Source organism: Streptomyces sp. NPDC097617 (genome assembly GCF_044761485.1).
GTDB lineage: Bacteria > Actinomycetota > Actinomycetes > Streptomycetales > Streptomycetaceae > Streptomyces.
The window spans coordinates 53,061-69,789 of record NZ_JBIWCL010000018.1; the positions used below are offsets into that span (position 1 = coordinate 53,061).

General features: G+C 68.0%; 13 protein-coding genes and 1 pseudogene. 8 read left to right on the forward strand and 6 right to left on the reverse strand.

Going from position 1 to position 16,729, the window contains the following annotated elements; translation table 11 throughout:
• Positions 1-3 precede the first annotated feature (3 nt).
• On the forward strand, positions 4-936 hold the full coding sequence (gene opcA / locus ACIQZO_RS25910) for a glucose-6-phosphate dehydrogenase assembly protein OpcA (protein ID WP_403630310.1): 933 nt from the start codon (positions 4-6) through the stop codon (positions 934-936).
• Here opcA and ACIQZO_RS25915 read toward each other — a convergent pair.
• Entirely contained in the window at positions 885-1,358 is a 474-nt protein-coding gene (locus ACIQZO_RS25915) for a cupin domain-containing protein (protein ID WP_403630312.1), read from the reverse strand. The genes opcA and ACIQZO_RS25915 overlap by 52 nt on opposite strands.
• A 68-nt stretch (positions 1,359-1,426) precedes the next feature.
• Complete coding sequence (locus ACIQZO_RS25920; protein ID WP_403630315.1) at positions 1,427-2,053, reverse strand: HhH-GPD-type base excision DNA repair protein; 627 nt, start codon at positions 2,051-2,053, stop codon at positions 1,427-1,429.
• 112 nt (positions 2,054-2,165) lie between these two features.
• Between ACIQZO_RS25920 and ACIQZO_RS25925 the strand changes: the two genes are divergently transcribed.
• A complete protein-coding gene (locus ACIQZO_RS25925) occupies positions 2,166-2,978 on the forward strand; it encodes a VOC family protein (protein WP_403630319.1) in 813 nt (270 codons plus the stop codon).
• A 713-nt stretch (positions 2,979-3,691) separates the two neighbouring features.
• Here the strand turns inward: ACIQZO_RS25925 and ACIQZO_RS25930 are convergent.
• The 3 genes from ACIQZO_RS25930 to ACIQZO_RS25940 are packed head-to-tail and all read right to left on the reverse strand — an operon-like array spanning position 3,692 to position 9,120.
• Complete coding sequence (locus tag ACIQZO_RS25930; RefSeq protein ID WP_403630322.1) at positions 3,692-7,459, reverse strand: DEAD/DEAH box helicase; 3,768 nt, start codon at positions 7,457-7,459, stop codon at positions 3,692-3,694.
• 15 nt (positions 7,460-7,474) lie between these two features.
• Positions 7,475-8,410 (reverse strand): effector-associated domain EAD1-containing protein, encoded by a 936-nt coding sequence (locus ACIQZO_RS25935; RefSeq protein ID WP_403630325.1) that lies wholly within the window; start codon positions 8,408-8,410, stop codon positions 7,475-7,477.
• Positions 8,407-9,120 carry a hypothetical protein gene (locus ACIQZO_RS25940; protein ID WP_403630327.1) on the reverse strand — a complete coding sequence of 238 codons (714 nt, stop codon included), beginning with the start codon at positions 9,118-9,120 and terminating at the stop codon, positions 8,407-8,409. The genes ACIQZO_RS25935 and ACIQZO_RS25940 overlap by 4 nt, the downstream gene beginning before the upstream one ends.
• A gap of 674 nt (positions 9,121-9,794) precedes the next feature.
• Here ACIQZO_RS25940 and ACIQZO_RS25945 point away from each other — a divergent pair.
• The 6 genes and pseudogenes from ACIQZO_RS25945 to ACIQZO_RS25970 all read left to right on the forward strand — a co-directional run bounded on the left by ACIQZO_RS25945 (position 9,795) and on the right by ACIQZO_RS25970 (position 15,971).
• On the forward strand, positions 9,795-10,070 hold the full coding sequence (locus tag ACIQZO_RS25945; protein WP_403630330.1) for a hypothetical protein: 276 nt from the start codon (positions 9,795-9,797) through the stop codon (positions 10,068-10,070).
• Entirely contained in the window at positions 10,067-10,495 is a 429-nt protein-coding gene (locus tag ACIQZO_RS25950; protein WP_403630333.1) for a type II toxin-antitoxin system VapC family toxin, read from the forward strand. Before ACIQZO_RS25945 ends, ACIQZO_RS25950 begins: the two co-directional genes overlap by 4 nt.
• 1,615 nt (positions 10,496-12,110) lie before the next feature.
• Positions 12,111-12,490 (forward strand): annotated as a pseudogene (locus ACIQZO_RS25955) (cell division protein FtsK); the annotation flags it as partial.
• A 239-nt stretch (positions 12,491-12,729) separates the two neighbouring features.
• Positions 12,730-13,272 (forward strand): hypothetical protein, encoded by a 543-nt coding sequence (locus ACIQZO_RS25960; protein ID WP_403630336.1) that lies wholly within the window; start codon positions 12,730-12,732, stop codon positions 13,270-13,272.
• A gap of 261 nt (positions 13,273-13,533) precedes the next feature.
• On the forward strand, positions 13,534-15,018 hold the full coding sequence (locus ACIQZO_RS25965; protein WP_403630339.1) for a helix-turn-helix transcriptional regulator: 1,485 nt from the start codon (positions 13,534-13,536) through the stop codon (positions 15,016-15,018).
• Positions 15,019-15,041: 23 nt separating this feature from the next.
• A complete protein-coding gene (locus tag ACIQZO_RS25970; protein ID WP_403630601.1) occupies positions 15,042-15,971 on the forward strand; it encodes an NAD-dependent epimerase/dehydratase family protein in 930 nt (309 codons plus the stop codon).
• Here ACIQZO_RS25970 and ACIQZO_RS25975 read toward each other — a convergent pair.
• Entirely contained in the window at positions 15,968-16,396 is a 429-nt protein-coding gene (locus tag ACIQZO_RS25975) for a winged helix-turn-helix domain-containing protein (RefSeq protein ID WP_403630342.1), read from the reverse strand. The genes ACIQZO_RS25970 and ACIQZO_RS25975 overlap by 4 nt on opposite strands.
• Positions 16,397-16,729: the final 333 nt, after the last annotated feature.

A 16,729-nucleotide genomic window follows, 5' to 3' on the forward strand; every position in this document is an offset into this window, starting at 1 on the left:
CCCATGCGGACCGAACTCACCGACACCACGTCCAGCAAGGTCAACCGGGCCCTGCTCGAAGCCCGCCGGGCGATAGGCAGCCCGACCATGGGGCTGGTGCTGACCCTTGTGATCGTCACCGACGAGGAGAACGCCTACGACGCCGTACGCGCGGCCTCCGAGGCCTCCCGCGAACACCCCTGCCGCATCATCGCGGTCATCAGGCGGACCTCGCGCGGTCCCCTCAAGCTCCGCGCCAACCGGGTCGACGCCGAACTGCGGGTCGGCTCGGACGCCGGCACCGGTGAGATCGTCCTGCTGCGCCTGCACGGGGCGCTGACCGAGCAGGCCGGCTCGGTCGTCCTGCCGCTGCTCCTGCCGGACGCGCCCGTGGTGGCCTGGTGGCCGGCCGACGCTCCCACCGACCTGGCCGGTGATCCGCTGGGCGCGCTCGCGCAGCGCCGGATCACGGACGCGGCCGCCGCCCTCGACACGATCGGCGTGCTCGACAAGCGGGCCGCCGGCTACCAGCCCGGCGACACCGACCTGGCCTGGACCCGGATCACGTCGTGGCGGTCGCTGCTGGCCGCCGCCCTGGACCAGAAGCCGCTGCCGGTGACCGGCGCCTCGGTGGAGAGCGAGCCCGGCAACGCGAGTGCGGAGCTGCTGGCGCGCTGGCTGGAGGACCGGCTGGGAGTGCCGGTGGACCGGGTGGCGAGCGAGGGCCCGGTGATCACCCGGGTCAGCCTGCACACCACGGGCGGGGAGGTACGGGTGGACCGGCCCGCGGGCGTGCTGGCCACGCTGAGCCTGCCGGGCAGCCCCGACCGCAAGGTGGCCCTGAAGATCCGCAGCGGCGCCGAACTGATCGCGGAGGAACTGCGCCGCCTCGACGCGGACGTGGTCTACGGCTCCGCGCTGCGGCGGCGCCCGCTCCAGGCGGAGCTCTCCGCGTAGTGGTTGTCGTAGGTCGCCGAGCTGTCCTTGATGTCCTGCACGGTGGCCTCGCCCGCGTTGACCCGGCCGAGGAGCCGGTAGTAGTCGAAGCGGCCCATGCCGGGGGTGAAGCCGACGAACACGGCGGCGGTGTGGCCGGGGGCGGGGGCGAAGGCGTGCTTGACCCCCGGCGGAACGGCGATGAAGTCGCCGGCGCCCAGGGTGTGGATCTCGTCGTCGACGAGGATGTCGAGCCGTCCGGCGGTGACGTGGAAGAACTCGGTGGCCCTGGTGTGGAAGTGCACCGGGGCGCCCGCAGCGCCCTCGTCGAAGGTGGCGGTGTTGCAGGTGAGTTCGGCGGTGTCGGTGAGCAGCGTGATGAGGCTGCCGGGGGCGTCCTGGATGGCTTCGGCGGTGGCGGCGCGGGTCGCGATCTCTGTCATGTCCATTAACCTACGGCCACGATAGACCGGAATCAGGTGTCAATCAGCAGGCTGAACCGCCGGTCAATTCAGCTCCGGCCCGTTGCCTGGCCTCCCGAGGCCCCGGCGGCCTTCTCGGCCTTCGCCGCGGCCTTCATCTCCTGCTTGTGCGCCCGTACCTTGGCCAGGGACTCCGGGCCGGTGATGTCGGCCGCCGAACGGTAGACGTTCGCCGGGCCGTACCCGCCCGCGGCCTCCCGCCAGCCCGTCGGCCGCACTCCGAACCGCTTGCCCAGCAGGGCGAGGAAGATCTGCGCCTTCTGCTCCCCGAAGCCCGGGAGCGCCTTGAGGCGCTTCAGCAGCTCCTGCCCCGTCGTGGCGTCAGCCCAGACGGCCTCCGCGCTCCCGCCGTAGTGCTCGACGAGGTACGCGCACAGCTGCTGGATGCGGGTCGCCATCGACCCGGGGTACCGGTGGACCGCGGGCTTCTCGGAGAGCAGGGCGGCGAAGGCCTCCGGGTCGTACGCGGCGATGGCGTGCGCGTCGAGATCGTCGGAGCCCAGCCGCTCGGCGATCGTCCAGGGCCCCGAGAACGCCCACTCCATCGGTACCTGCTGGTCCAGCAGCATGCCGACGAGAGCGGCGAGCGGGCTCCGGCCGAGCAGCGCGTCGGCCTCGGGCTGCTGCGCCAGCCGGATGGTGATGTCCTTGTCCATGGCTCCAGCGTCCCGCCCGGGCGCGCTCCCCGCGCGGTCGCCGCACCGCGCGCCTAGCGTGAGTACGACCGTCTACGACGACGACAGGTACGAGACGAGGAGTCGATCGATCATGTCTGAGTTCCCCGAGGGCGCTCCCTGCTGGGTGGACGCGATGTTCGCCGACGTGGAGGGGGCCAAGACCTTCTACGCGGACGTGCTGGGCTGGACCTTCGGCGAGTCGAGCAGCGAGTACGGCAACTACACGCAGGCCTACTCCGACGGCAAGGCCGTCGCGGCCGTCGTCCCGCCGATGCCTGGCGCCGACGCCCCCTCGCAGTGGTGTCTGTACTTCGCCTCGCCCGACGCGGCGGCCACCGCCGAGAAGGTCACGGCGAACGGCGGCGAGGTCCTGATGGGCCCGATGCAGGTGGGCACCTTCGGCACGATGCTGATCGCGAAGGAGCCGAGCGGCGCGGTCTTCGGCGTCTGGCAGCCGGGCGAGCACAAGGGCTTCGAGAAGACGGGCGAGGCGGGCGCGTACGCGTGGGCGGAGGTCTTCACCCGGGAACCGGCCAAGGCGGACGCGTTCCTGCCGAAGGTCTTCCCGTACGGCGCGCAGCAGATGGACGCGGGCGACGACCCGGAGACGGCCGGCATGGACTTCAAGGTCTTCAGTGTCGGCGGCGGCGGGAACCCGGTGCTGGGCCGGATGAGCATGGGCGAGGAGTTCCCGCCCGAGATCCCGTCGTACGTCCAGATCTACTTCGGGGTACCGGACTGCGACGAGGCGGTGGCGAAGACGCAGAAGCACGGCGGGAAGCTGCACTTCGGCCCGATGGACAGCCCGTTCGGCCGCTTCGCAGCGGTCACGGACCCGCAGGGCGCGGCCTTCGCCGTGATCGACATGTCGACAACAGTGGGCGAGATGCCGAACTTCGGCTGAGCCCGGCCGCCGGCATCCGACGGCCGCGCCGAACTGCTGGACGCGAGCGATCCGGACGGCGCGGGCGGCGCGGGGCGGGAAACGACGAAGGGCCCCGCTGCAAGCAGCGGGGCCCTTCGTCGTATTGCCCGGTGAGAGCAATGGCGGAGGATACGAGATTCGAACTCGTGAGGGGTTGCCCCCAACACGCTTTCCAAATGTTCGTCCGAGGGTCCAGCGAGGGTCGTGGGCGTCCTGACCTGCGGCGGAGTGTTTGCTGTGGCCCCGTACGGATGGGGCTGGACGGGCGCGAATGAGACCCGAACCGAGACCAGAGGCAGCCACTGCGCCGCTGACCACCGACAACCTTTCAGCCTCCTGCCGCACGGTTGCCCAGCAGGACCGTGCTTTCTATCCGATCTTCTGCAGGTTTGCAGTCGGAGGTCTGAAAAGCCTTAGCACTTGGGCCGGACTCGTGGGCTTGTCACCGCTCATGCCATCAGGTTGCGCCCCGCACCCTTGATCCGCATGACAATGCCTCCTGCCGGCGCCGTTGCAGGTTTCGACGCACGCCGGCAGCCCGTCTGATCTCTGCCCCTCCTCCAGCAGGCCGAGCGAACGACATCGGCCATTAGTTGGACAGCGCCCCGCTCGCTGGGCGGCCTGGACAGGCCTGATTGCGCTACGTAACCGAGGGACGTCTGACAGACGCCCCGCGGACGGCTCCGGCCAGTTCAGTTCGCCTGCACCGGCAGAGACCAGCTGATGCCACCCAACGACGACAGCCGGATGCCCGACAGCTCCTCCACGACCTCCTCCCCAGGCACCTGCCCCCGGGTCTTCACCAGGTGCGCGAGGACCGACAGAAGGTGGTCGGGCTCCAGGAACCGGGCTACCAGGCCCTGCGCGGCCAGTGCCTCCTGGACCCCCGGTCGCCGCCCCCGGACCACGACCAGGGTGCGCTCCTCCCGGACGTCCGCGACCATTCCGGCGGTGAGGTCCGACACCGGCACCCGGACGGTCACCGCTACGCCGGCCTCCCCGGCGCTCCATTCCGCGACGTAGAACGACCCGTCGACCATCGCGTCGGTGACCTCCAGGCCCAGGCATACGGCGAGCTTGCCGAGCCGCTCCAGGTACGCGGCGGCCCCGTTGGCCTTCTCCAGGTCCTCCGACACGTCGTCGAAGATCTGGCCCTCGCCGTCGGGGATCGGCACGTCGGCCCACTCGCGGGCGATCCGCTCGCGGTGCGCCTGCTCCTGAGCCAGCCGGCTGTCGATGATCCGCCGGGCGTCGGTGCGTTCGGCGTCGGTCAGGCCCTCCTTCAGCGGGTCCATGTCCACCAGCAGGGACGGCGGGTCGGGTTGCTGTTCGTCGGGCAGGTCCGCCAGCTTCGCCAGCCGCTCGCGGTGCAGACCTGTGATCCGCATCTTGGACACCTTCGCCAGCCACGCCGGCAGCCCGGACTCCACCTGCTGGGCGATCAACTGCATCCGTGCCGAGTGGTCGACCCCGTCCTCGGTGAAGCTGATGTCTGCGGCAGCCCGGATGTAGCCGGCCATTTGTTCGCAGAGCTGCTCGACATCGGAGTAGTACAGCGACAGGGACGGTGCTTTGAACTGCCCCTTGTCCGCCTCCTCCTCCGACTTGATCGCCCCCGAGAACCGCCGCTGCATCTCGGCGAACGGCACCCCGTGCAGCCACTCGTACGCCACCAGCGCCCGCAGCAGAGCGTTGACCTCGTCGGTGGCGGCGGCGTCCTCGTCGCTGGCCAGCAGGTCCTGGAGCTCCCGCGAGACCACCGGTCGCCCGGCCTCGCGCAGCAGCCGTTCCGGCAGCGGGGCGCCCTCGGCGGCAACCCAGTCCGCGCAGTCCTGGCGCATCTGCTCGTGCTCAGCGCAGTACGTCAGGGTCATGGTGAGGACCGCCCCGTTCAGGGACGGCAGATGGCGATTGCTCCCCTCGACCGGGAGCGACACCCAGGCCGTGACCTGTTTGATGGATCGGGCCCGGGAGGCATGCCACAGAAGCTCTATCGTTCCGGCGCCGTTTCGGACGAGCCAGGCCAGCCGTTCCAGGTCGGGGGCGTCGTCCAGCTCCAGGCCGGACCGCCCGAGGGCCTGGCCCAGATCGGTGAGCTTCAGGCTCTTCGCCGCGCCGGGGCGGCTGTTCGGGCTCGCCTCGTGGATCAGCTTGCGGCGCTGCAACTCCTTCAGGATGTCCTTGGGTTCAGGTAGTGCGGGGTGGTCCGGCTCGTAGCTGATCAGCAGGTTGTCGAGGATCACCCGGACCCGCGCCAGCCATTTGTTCTCGGCGAGCTTCCGGTTGTCCTGGCAGAGCACCTGGAGCACCAGGCCGCTGATTGCCTCCAGGTCGCGGTACTGCGACCGGACGGCCAGGGACCGGTGCTTGCTCCGCACGAACTTCTTGGACACCCCCTCGACCGTGGCCAGCTCCTTGATCTCGACGGTGGTCAGCCCGTCGACGTTCTGCAGCTCAAGGTCGGAGGGAACCAGGATGTAGAACTGGCCGCGCTCGGCCACCGTCTTGCCCCGGCGGCCCGCTCGACCGCCCTTGTTGTCCAGGTCCGCGGGCAGCAGCAGCTGCCGGGCACGTTGCGGACCGGCGCCCGACAGGCCGGAGATGCTGGTCGCGACGACGGTGTCGGCGGGGAGGTTGAGGCCTACGGCGAGGGTGTCGGTGGCCACCAGCACGCGCAGCAGTCCGTCCTCGGCCCGGAATTCCTCCTCCAGCAGCCGTCGCATCGGGGGCGCCAGCGCGGCCGAGTGCGCGGCCACGCCCGTGCGCAGGCCGCGGATCACCAGCTCGTAACCGGGGATGTCCGAGGTCAGGAGCCGGTCGTACAGGTCACCCTCCCGGTCGCGGCGGGCGGACTCCGCGCTCTTGTACCGGCCGTTGGCCCAAGGCGAGCCGCCCTTGGGGCGCTGGAAGGCGGCGTCCAGGACCTGTCGGATGCCGCCCGCCAGCTGGTCGGCGGCCGTCCGGGTCGGGACGAAGCAGATGATCCGGCGCTTGTCGTTCTGCTGGAGGATGCTGAGGACGAGGGTGGCGGCGAGCTCGGCCGTGGACAGCTTGCGCTGGAGGCCGTTGAGGCCCTTGGACAGAGCCTGGGAGTACCGGCTGCGCAGGGCGGGCAGCCGGTGCTGCTCCCGCACCGGTTCCGGCGGCGTCCGGCTGCCCGGCATGTTCATGCTCAGCAAGTGGGCGTCGCGCTGGACCAGCCAGGCCCCCTGGTCCACGACATAGGTGTCGAGTGGGACGGGCCGCTCGTTGCTGCTCGGAGTGAAGGTGGTGCGTTGGTCGCCCAGCCACCGCTTCAGCGTGTCGCCCGCCTCGGGACTGAGGGCGGCCGACAGGCCGAGCAGGGCCGGCCGGTCACCGGGCCGCAGTTTGATCAGAGTGAGCAGGGCCTCCAGCTTGGCCGCGCGGGCGCTGGTCTCCGAAAGCATCTGGAGCTCGTCGACGACCACCAGGCGGGTGCGGTCCAGCGGGCGCATCCCGTTGACCAGGTATACGCCGAGCTTCTCGTAGATCGCCACGGCGACCTTGTAGTGGCCGTTGCCCACCGGCCGGTCGCTCTCCGGATAGTCGCGGGACACCCCGTACACCTGCCCCTGGAGCCGCTCCAGCGCCTCGTGGCCGCCGAGCCAGCCCTGCCACTCGGCCTCCTCCTGCGCCACCAGCGCCTTGATCGGCAGCAGCATCATGGCCGACTCGTCGTTGTTGAGGGCCATCGTCATGCCGACGCGGGCGATGGTGGTCTTGCCGCTGTTGGTCACCGCGTACACCAGGGCCACGCCGCGATCATCGATGATCTTCCGGCAGACCTGGACCAGGTCCTGCTGGAACTGGTTGAGCCCCTCCCAAGGGCCCAGCCGCTGCTCCCACACCGCCAGAATCGCCTCACGGAGGTCGGGGCGGTGGGACTTGGGCAGCAGCTCGCCGTAACCGCCAACGGTTGGCAGGCGCTCGTCGCGGGCATAGGCGGGCACGGTGGCGTACAGCTCGCCTGCCTTCCCTGTGGCGTCGGCCTCGGGACTGATCGAGGTCCGGGGCGGGATGACGGCGGTGACGGTCACTCTTTCGGGGGCGGGCACCGGCCCGGTCGCCGGCAGGGCGTCAGGGGTGAAGAGCGCGCCCAGACCGTGCTTGCCTACGAGATGTTTGATGTCCTGGTTGTGCTGGACACGGTCGTCCGTGCCCAGATACCGGACGATCCTCCGCCAGTCCCAAGGGACCGCGCCTTGCTCGGCGCGTGTGCGCACGAGGAACCAGAAGTCCTTCGCGCTCTTGGGATCGATGGGGATCTCGGACTCCGGGTATTTGAGCTCGATGAGGATCCGTCGCCACTCGTCGTGATCGAACGCCGAGCAGAGGCGGCCGGAGAGAACCTTCCAGTCCTCGAGCGGGATGTCCCAGGGGCCGGCTTTGTTGCCGTCCTCGCCGTTCAGATCTGGTTCAGGCAGGTGGGAAAGCGTCACTGCGTCTCCTTGGCCTCAGGAGGTGCGGGTCAGGACGATCAGGTCGGTACTGATGGATCGGCACACCCCGGCGCGGTTCACCACGTCTTGGGCGGCCACGTGCGCGGCGGCGACGAGCGCCTTCCGGGTCAACGGATCGGGCAATGCGGCGAGTTCCTCGTAGAAGGCGGCGGCGAAGAGCGTCGAGCAGTCCGCGTCGAGCCGGCCGCGGTGGGCGATCACCACGTCGGCCAGCTCCGTGAACCGCCCGGCGATCACGTCGCTGTCGCACGAGCGCAGGACCAGCGCCCGCAGGTGGTGGCCGTAGTGCTCGGTGGCCAGCTGGAGCGTGCGGGCGAGTTCGGCCGCGGGCAGGGTGTGGGGCTCGCCGTCCTGGTCCTCCAGCAGCAGCCCCTCCTCAGTGCCGTGGCAGGCCAGGTGCAGGATGTCGGGCAGCTCCCGCCGGATCCGGACAAGGTCCGCGGAGGTGGCCGCGGGGCCGGGGACGACCTGCAGGCGGTCGCGGGCCGCCTGCAGGATCTCGCGCAGCTCGGCGGCGGCCCGTACGGCGCCCCGCCGAGCCGGTTCGGAACCGAGCACCATGACCTTGGGTACTCCGGTGCCGGTGCCGGTGCCGGTGCCGGTGGCGGTGGCGGTGGCGGGCGCGGTAGCGGCAACCTCCAGGCCCGGGCCGGGGGCCGCCGCGAACACCGGGTTGAACGGGCGTCTCTCCCGGGCCTCGGCCAGGATCCGGCGGCGGCCGTCGGCCATGACGCCCGTCGCGAGGTTCGCTGACACCGTCTCCCAGTACTCCCGGGGCGACTTCGGCGCGTACGGCATCGCGTCGGCCGGGTAGCCGGCGGCCAGCAGCAGTACCTCAGCTGGCCCGGGGGCGTTGTAGACGGTGGCCAGTTCGACGATCTCCTCTCGAAGTAGCGGCTCAGGCTCGGCGTCGGCGCTGCTCCCGCTCACAGAGCTGCTTCCAGGCGCAGCGGACGGGGAAGGGCGCGGGTGTAGCGACGCAGCAGGGGGATCTTGACGCCGGCGGTGACCGTGCACCCCAGGTCCGTGACGGAGCCGGCGGCGGTACGGATGACGAGGCGCAGCACATGGCAGCCGGTCAGCTCGGTGGCGACGGTCCGACGGAACTCCCAGCCGGGCGTGGACTCGTGCAGCCCCAGGGCCTGGGCGAAGGGCTGGTGCGTGGTGAACTCCTGGCTCCGTCCGACCTCGCCCAGTGAGGCGTCAGCGCCGAGGAGGGAGAGCTGCGGGCCTAGCCGCCGTGTCTGGGTGACCTGGACGGCGTCCGTCAGCCGCATCGGGTCCATGGAGTGGGCCACCGGTGGCGGGGTCTCAGGCTTGGCCGAGAGGTCCAGGGCCAGGTGGGCGAATTCGAGCCGGGGCCGCTGGGGCGTGGGGGCGAAGGTGAGGGAGAGGCGGACCAGGTAGTACTCGTACATGCCGGCCTGGGCGGTGACGTAGTCGGCCAGGTCGGGATCGCCGGCCAATTGATCGTGTGTGAGGCGCTGGGCGAGGGGGCCGCCCAGTCGGACCCGGCCGCGCAGCGGTGGAGGAGCGTCGGGATTCTGACCGGCGCCGGGGTGTTCGTCGCCCCGTAAGGCCTCGTCGGGCAGGAGGACCAGGTCCTGTTCGGGCAATTGGGGGTCGTCGAATTCGATCATCCGTCACCTCTCGGGCAGTGCGAGCCACCGAGGAACCGGCCGGAAGGTATCAGGCGCGTCCCCATGGCAGCCTGTGCATCGGAAGGCTAGCGACTGCCGAGCCCCCGGAACCAGCGGGAACGCGAACTTCCACCCGACACGTGACCATGTCGCGTCCGGGCCCGCCCGTTAGTGGCTCGTCGCGCAGTCGTGGCGGGGTAGTCGGTCCAGGGCCGGATCGGTGAGTCTGGCGCGAAGGTCGCAGCCGATCACGGAACGACGAAGGCCCCGCCGCTGGGCGGTCGGGGCCTCCGTTTCGGCTGGTGAGCCGTGGCGGAGGATGCGAGATTCGAACTCGTGAGGGGTTGCCCCCGATGCGCTTTCCAAATGTCCGTATGCCTGTCCGGCGGAAGTCGTACCTGTCCTGACCTGCGGCGGAGCGTTCGGGTTGGCCTCGTCTGAGCCCCGGACGGAGGCGAACGGGACCAGAACTGAGACCAGCCTGCCCCCGCTGCCGATGATCACTGCGAGACGGTCGGAAACTGTCAGGTGAGTGAGGAATCCCCGCCCTGGAGAGCCGGCGGATGGGTCCGTCAAAGCTCGGATCCGGGTCGTTTTCGGCCCTGTGCAGGGTCACCAGGCCTAGGGTGGTCTTCAGGCATGGGCCCGTGGACCACAGCGTGGAGGAGCCGATCATGAGCACTGCCCCGAATCTGCCGCTCCCGCCGCGCAGACCTGAGGAGCCCCATCCGCTCCGGACGATCCGGGAGATCCGGGAGTCTCTGCCCGAGCAGCAGCTCGGGCACTTCGATGCCGAGCTCGCCGACACCGACATCGATGCTCTGCCCGACATGCTTCACCGCTGGGCGACCCTGGGCAGCGACGGGTTTCTCGATCGGCTCACGGCGGCTCCGTTCGAGGGGTTGGAGTTCGGGCAGCGGTCCTACGACGACGAGGCGGACGGCGGGTGATCTATCTACTCGACACCAACGTGGTCGCAGAGATCACCACCCGGCCGAAGCCTGCCCCGGCTGTTGTCGCCTGGGCTCGGTCGGTTCCGGCTCCTGCCCTCTACTTGAGCGTCATCACGGTCGCGGAGATCGAAGCGGGCATTGAGGGAACACCTGATCCGGTGCGGCGTACCGTTTTCGAGCTGGCGCTCATGGACATCCGTGATCAGTACCGCTACCGGATCGCCGCCGTTGGAGAGCGGGAGGCACTCGCCTACCTCGCTCTTCACCGGAGGCTCAAGAGTGCCGGGACCAGCATCGATCCCCCCGATGCGCTGATCGCTGCCACCGCCCTGGCGAACGGCTGGACGCTGGTGAGCCGGAACATCAAGCATCTGGCGCGATCAGGCGCACTCCTGCTGAACCCATGGGAGTACGAGGGATAGGCCATCGAGGCCGTGATCTGGTGGATCGCCCGGTTATGTGGCAAATAAATGAGACTGGAACTGAGACCATGGAACGCGAAGAGCCCCACCGCAAGCGGTGGGGCTCTTCAACGTATTGCCCGGTGAGAGCAATGGCGGAGGATACGAGATTCGAACTCGTGAGGGGTTGCCCCCAACACGCTTTCCAACTGTCCGCGTGGCTGTACGGGGGCGTCCGTGGGGGTTCGTGCGGCAGGTCAGCGAGGGTGCTCGTACGGCGGTGAACGGTGGCGGCCGTCGGTGCACTGGACAAAGACCCGGACAACGAGCGGTGCCGATGCGGCCAGGTGACAGCACATCTTCCGCAGGGGCCGGGTCTCGATAAGGACTGCGACGTCGCCCCCTTCTACGGGGGAGCGCTGTCAGCGCTGTCTGCTCGACTAGGGATGGCACCCCTCCCCTGGTGGCCTGCGCCACAGACGCATAGGCACGTGGCTTATGCCGATCCATCAACTTGCTGCCGGGACACTTCCCTATTGCGTAACAGTCGTGTCTTCAATAGCAATAGCTTCGCTGTCGTTGACCCGTCAGGTGTAATGCTGGGAGCTCATCCGCACGAGGGGGGATCGTGTCCAGGCGAAACAAGATCACTATCTGGGCTGCAGCGATTGCGGCTTCCGGCGCGATCATCGCTGCCGTGATCACGGGCTTCATGAAGGAGTCGGGCGGTGTAAAGGTAGATCAAAAAGTCGGCCGGGATGGCGAAGTGTGCGTAGGGACCTGCCGCTAGTCATGGACATGTCTTTCGCGTGCAGGAGAACGCGATCCGTCGGGACTTGCGCGGCAATCTTGCTGATCGCAGCCGTTTCCACGGCCTGTGGAGGAAAGACAACGAACGTCCATCAAGACGCAGGCCGGGACGGGGACATCTGCGTCGAATGTGTGGTGCAACCAACAAAAGAAGGAAAGTCGCTAAACCCTACTGCCACGCCGAGCAGTAGTGAGCTCATCGGAACCACTCCTTCCGTCTCGCCATCACCCACGCGTAAGCCCTCACCCTCTAGTCTCGAACCGCACGCCCCGCAACCTCCCGCCTCTCTGTCTGTCTCATCCACAAGGAAGCTGGATGTCCGTCCTGACGAGTATGTGGACCTTGACAAGCCCGAAACGGCACACAGGACCGAGGCAGGTTCATACAGCAGCGAGTTTTACGTGACCGTAGCCGGACAATCCTTTCAGTTCGATTCGGCAGAAGGCGGTCCCGGGACTGCTCCTGTCAAGTTCGGACTGCTCGATAGGAGCGACGTTCCTAACTGCGCGGCTTACGAGAGGGCTGAGCCGTACGTCCCCGTCGATGCCATATCCAACACAGGCGGGCTTTGCGTGCAAAGTAATGAAGGCCGCTGGGTGCTGATTACGATCCGCAGTAGCGACCCGTACGACAACATGGTTCGACTGGAGCTCCGTTACCTGAAACGCTGATCTCCCATGAAATCGCTTCGATTGTTCAGGCCGTCGCCGAAGATTGAACCCGCGCCCCGTTCGGCCGCTTCTGCGGACCGACCCAAATCGCCGGAAGCAATGGCCGATCTCGGCTGCAAGCTCCACTTCATCGAAGTATGCGATGTACGGAGGATCGCTGGCCGACTTCCGCGCCCTGCGCGAGGAACTGCGGCGGCGCACGAAGGTGATCCGGTCTTTTCCCCGGGACATCTGCCCCGAGTCCAAGGTGACCAGCACCCTTGCCGACAAGCGCTCGCTCGGTCTGCATCCGATCATGATCGGGGTGGATGAGTGCCAGGTGCTGTTCGAGCATGCCGAGCACGGCAAGAGTTCGAGGCGACCGCGACCGACCTGGTCAAGCGCGGCCCGGCCACCGGGATCGTGCTGCTGCTGGCCACCCAGCGGCCCGACGCCAAGTCCCTGCCCACCGGCATACCCGCGAACGCCAGTACGCGGTTCTGCCTGAAGGTCATGGGCCAGACCGAGAACGACATGGTGCTCGGTACGTCCTCCTGCAACTGTCCGCATGGCCGTACGAGGGCGTTCGTAGGAGTTCGTCGGGCAGGCCAGAGGGGGTGCTCGTACGGCAGTGAACGGTGGCGGCCGTGGCTGTACTGGACAAGAACCAGGACGACGAGCAGCGCGAAGACAGCCCCGCTAGGGCGAATCGATCAGCTTTGTAGATCTGGGCCCGTTGAAGCGCGCCTCGCGCGATGATGAGCAGGCCCGACAAGAACCGGAGGAGCAGGAACATGTATGACTGCGTGGGATGCGAACGGCCCCGGCAGGGGCTGATGTTCGGCTCCGGGATGGGGGAAACGAAGTGGTTGTGCGTGCGCTGCCGGAGCGCTGACCAGAAGGGGCTGGTCAGCTCCCTGGATGAGCGCGCCCGGGGCGTACTCAACCGGGATGCCGACGGCGTGCACTGGCCGTACGGCCCGAACATCTACGTGCAGATGCGGGCGGATCTGCTGGACTGGGCAGAGCAGCACGACCTCAAGAGCGGCAACACTGGGTGCTCGTCCGGGCTCCACTGGCTCGACAAGGGCCGCTGCGCCAAGAGGGAGTGCCACGGTAGGCCGCAGTTCTACGACCACACGACCACGTGGCTTTCCCGGACAACCGGAAGCCCCGCGTTGGTCTTCAACCAGCCGTACGGCCAGGTAGACCAGGCCAAGGTTTGGGAGTCCATCAGCGAGTACCCGTCTCTCACGGCCGAGGTCGGGCCGGAGAGCTGGTACGGCGCAGGCACCACCGGTGTTTACATCTGGAACAACGGCAACCGCTCCCGTTAACCGCGCGACACTAGCTGTCGAAGGGTCCCGCCTCGTGGTGGGGCCCTTCCATGTCTTGCCCGGTGAGGCACTGGCGGAGAACACGAGATTCGAACTCGTGAGGGGTCTTTGAGGGGTTCAGCCATGACCGTTGCACCACCCGCGTCGTCCCTATGCACCAGGTGCGGCGCGAAATTAAGCCGAAGCAACACCGACACCGTGTGCAGCCCCTGCCGCAGGGCTATCGGCCCTGCGGCCTCTGGCGGCCACCCGCAGGCTGTTTTGCCCGACCCCTCCTCGCCGCACTGGCTTGCCGGGGATACGGAGCGGAGCGCGCCTCCCGACGGCTCGAACCTCGCCGAAGTGCTAAAGGCGTATCGGGCGCTCCACAAGCTCAAGCAACAGCATCTTGCCGACCTGCTCGGTTACGACCAGTCGTACGTGTCCTTGCTCGAACGTGGCAAGCGGACCATCCGGGACATGGTTGAGCTTCGCCGGCTTGCTACCGCCCTCGCTCTGCCTGAGGAAGAGCTCGGCTTACTCCCGCCTGCCGAAGCGGTGGTCACGGTCGCCTCCGTTCATGAGACGGGCGAGCGGAGCCCACTTGCCGCTGTCGATGACCAACGTCGCTGGCGCATGACGCGTCGCGAGCTCAACCGGAACCGGGCCGAGCTGACTCAGGCCGCCGCGCGCCTGTACCCGGACGTACCCCGCGCCGGAAACAGCCCGGTGCTCACCCGTGAGTCTTGGATGTGGCCCGAGCCAGTCGACTTCGCGGACATCGAGCTGTCCTGGCTCACCCAGACGCGTCCGCCTGAGGTGAGCGGGCGGGAGAAGGAGACGGAGGGCGTTCGGCCGCTCGCGGCGAACGGCGCCAAGTTCGATCGCTACACCCAAGCCATCAGGATGATCGACCGACCGTCTCTGTTCGTGAACCGTCCGAGCTTCCGCCTGCTCGATGTCGCCCAAGCGGACGGTCGGCCGAAGTTGTCGTTCGGGTACACGACGTACTTCGACATGGCCGACGTCTGCGAGGGAGTGGCGCACGAGCTGGCGAGCGCCTGGCTGAAGACCGGCAGCGATCCTGCGTGGATTGGCGATCCAAGTTGGGCGGAACTTCCCTTCCGGGCTCTGGTCGGAGACCCCTTTGACCTGGCTCACCGGTCGTTGCTGCCGTCGATCGACACCCTGACCATCCGGCTGGGCCCCGAGGGGGCATCGTTCCCACTCCATCACCGGTCCGCGAGCAACGTTGCGTTGGCCGGCGGGAACTACCACGTCATGCCAGCGGGGGTGTTCCAGCCGTCTTCGGTGATGCCCTGGGACCAGTCGAACGACTTCAACCTCTGGCGCAACGTGCTTCGCGAGTACGCGGAGGAGTTCCTTGGCGACCCCGAAGCCGACGGCAGTAGCGGCGAGCCGATCGACTACGACGGTACGGAGCCGTTCCGAACGCTCAACCAGGCTCGCCGAGAGGGCAAGGTGCGCCCGTTCTGCTTCGGGATCGGCCTGGACCCGCTCACGCTGGCGGGCGAGATTCTGAGCGTGGTGGTCATTGACGCCGACGTTTACGACTCCGTCTTCTCGGGCATGGTGTCGCGGAACTCCGAAGGCGCGGTCGTGGCTGGCCGGGCCGGTAGCAACAGTGCCGGGATTGAGTTCACCGAGCCCAACATCCGGCGCCTGCTGGACAATGAACCTCTGGCATCCGCCGCCGCCGCGTGCCTCGACCTGGCGTGGCAGCATCGCGGGCTCATCCTGGGCTGAGAGGCAGATCAGTGCGCGTACTTGTGACCGGCGCCTACGGGTTCGTAGGCAACGCGGTTGTACGACGGCTCGCCGAAGTGGGACACGAGGTCGTGGCGCTCACGCATCGGCCAGCGGGTGCTCCCCTCCCGGAGCTGCCGGTTTTGGAGGTCGTCCGCGGCGATATCCGGGACAAGACGGCTCTTGCGGCAGCGCTCGACGGTGTCGAGGGCGTGTGCCACCTCGCGGCTCTCACCCGGGTTCGTGAATCCTTCGACCGTCCGGAGGAGTACCAGGACGTGAACGCCGGCGGCACCGTGGCACTGCTTGACGCACTGGCCGCCGCTTCCCCGAATCTGACCCCGAGGGTCATCCTGGGTTCCACCGCGGCGGTCTACGGCGCACCCGAGCGGCAGCCCATCAGTGAGGACACGGTGCCCGCGCCGAGCAACCCTTACGGCGTTTCGAAGCTGGCCGCAGACGATGCGCTTCGGGTCCGAGCCGAGGCGGGCGAGGTCGAGGCCGTGAGCCTGCGCTGCTTCAACATCTCGGGGGCTGTGTCGGGGGTGGGGGACGCGGATGAAAGCCGGATCATCCCGAAGGCCGTGGCGGTGGCGGCCGGCCGCTACCCGCACCTTGAAATGAACGGCGGCGGCGACGCGGTCCGGGATTTCGTCCACGTCGACGACTTGGCTCGTGCTTACGTGCTGGCCCTTGAGGCCAGCACGTCGGCCCCGTACCGGCTCTACAACGTCGGGGCCACTGCGGCGAGCATGCGCGAGATCGTGGCCACCGTTGAACGGGTAACCGGAAAGCCGGTGCCGGTAGTGCACCGCCCGCCTCAGCCTGAGCCTCCGCGGCTGGTCGCCGACATCTCCCGGATCACGACTGACCTGGGATGGAAGCCCGAACGGTCGAGCCTTGAAGCACTGGTCGCCGACGCTTGGTCGGTGGTCTCAAACAGCGATCGCTAAGGCTTGGTCAAGCGGCCCTTGACGCTCGCGGGCAGGCTATCGAAGGCCTCCCGCCAGTGCTCAAGGGCCGCCTCGCCGTCTGCCGAACCGGTGCCGCCCTTGCCCAGCGACTGGCGTAGCGCTGCCTCGACCTCCAGGCCTGCAAGCAGAAGCGGCAGGGCCCAATCCGCCGTACCGCGCGAGTGATCCGCGAGTCGAGGCGGAAATTGAGCGAAGACCCCCTTGCCCTGGTGGCCCACGACGTATCCCTCCGCTCGAAGCAGAGACACAGCGTTCTTCACCACGGTGCTTGAGGCGCCAGAACTTGAGATCAACTCCTGTGCCGATGGCAGCGCGGCGCCCGTGGCGAGCTTGCCGCTGCGAATCCGTTCACGCAGGTCATCGGCCAGCTGAAGGTACGCCGGCTGTCCTCGAAACTCGGTCATCGGGATAGTCCTCCAGTCAGGGTTGTCGTACCTAGTACACCAGTCTCCCCGCATCCATTCCCTTCAGGTAGGCCGAGCCCCTTGCCAACATGGTGCACTAGGTGCACCATGTTTGTCGTGAGGCCAACACATCTGTGGTGGGCCTCATATGACAAGCCGTCATTCGATTTCGGCACCCAACGCGGAGAGGCTTGTCAACAAGCACGGCGCCCCGGAAACGGCGGCCCAAGTGCTGATCAACGACTCCAGAGGGGCCTTCTTTGGGCTGCTCTGAGCTGCGCGAATGCACCGCTGACAACTCCACAGCGTGATCCACCGCAGCACGACGGCCGT

Excerpts from the sequence above, each read along its gene's own strand:
- opcA (WP_403630310.1), top strand. The coding sequence starts at position 4 with ATGCGGACCGAACTCACCGACACCACGTCCAGCAAGGTCAACCGGGCC.
- ACIQZO_RS25915 (WP_403630312.1), bottom strand. The coding sequence starts at position 1,358 with ATGACAGAGATCGCGACCCGCGCCGCCACCGCCGAAGCCATCCAGGAC.
- ACIQZO_RS25920 (WP_403630315.1), bottom strand. The coding sequence starts at position 2,053 with ATGGACAAGGACATCACCATCCGGCTGGCGCAGCAGCCCGAGGCCGAC.
- ACIQZO_RS25925 (WP_403630319.1), top strand. The coding sequence starts at position 2,166 with ATGTCTGAGTTCCCCGAGGGCGCTCCCTGCTGGGTGGACGCGATGTTC.
- ACIQZO_RS25940 (WP_403630327.1), bottom strand. The coding sequence starts at position 9,120 with ATGATCGAATTCGACGACCCCCAATTGCCCGAACAGGACCTGGTCCTC.
- ACIQZO_RS25945 (WP_403630330.1), top strand. The coding sequence starts at position 9,795 with ATGAGCACTGCCCCGAATCTGCCGCTCCCGCCGCGCAGACCTGAGGAG.
- ACIQZO_RS25960 (WP_403630336.1), top strand. The coding sequence starts at position 12,730 with ATGTATGACTGCGTGGGATGCGAACGGCCCCGGCAGGGGCTGATGTTC.
- ACIQZO_RS25975 (WP_403630342.1), bottom strand. The coding sequence starts at position 16,396 with ATGACCGAGTTTCGAGGACAGCCGGCGTACCTTCAGCTGGCCGATGAC.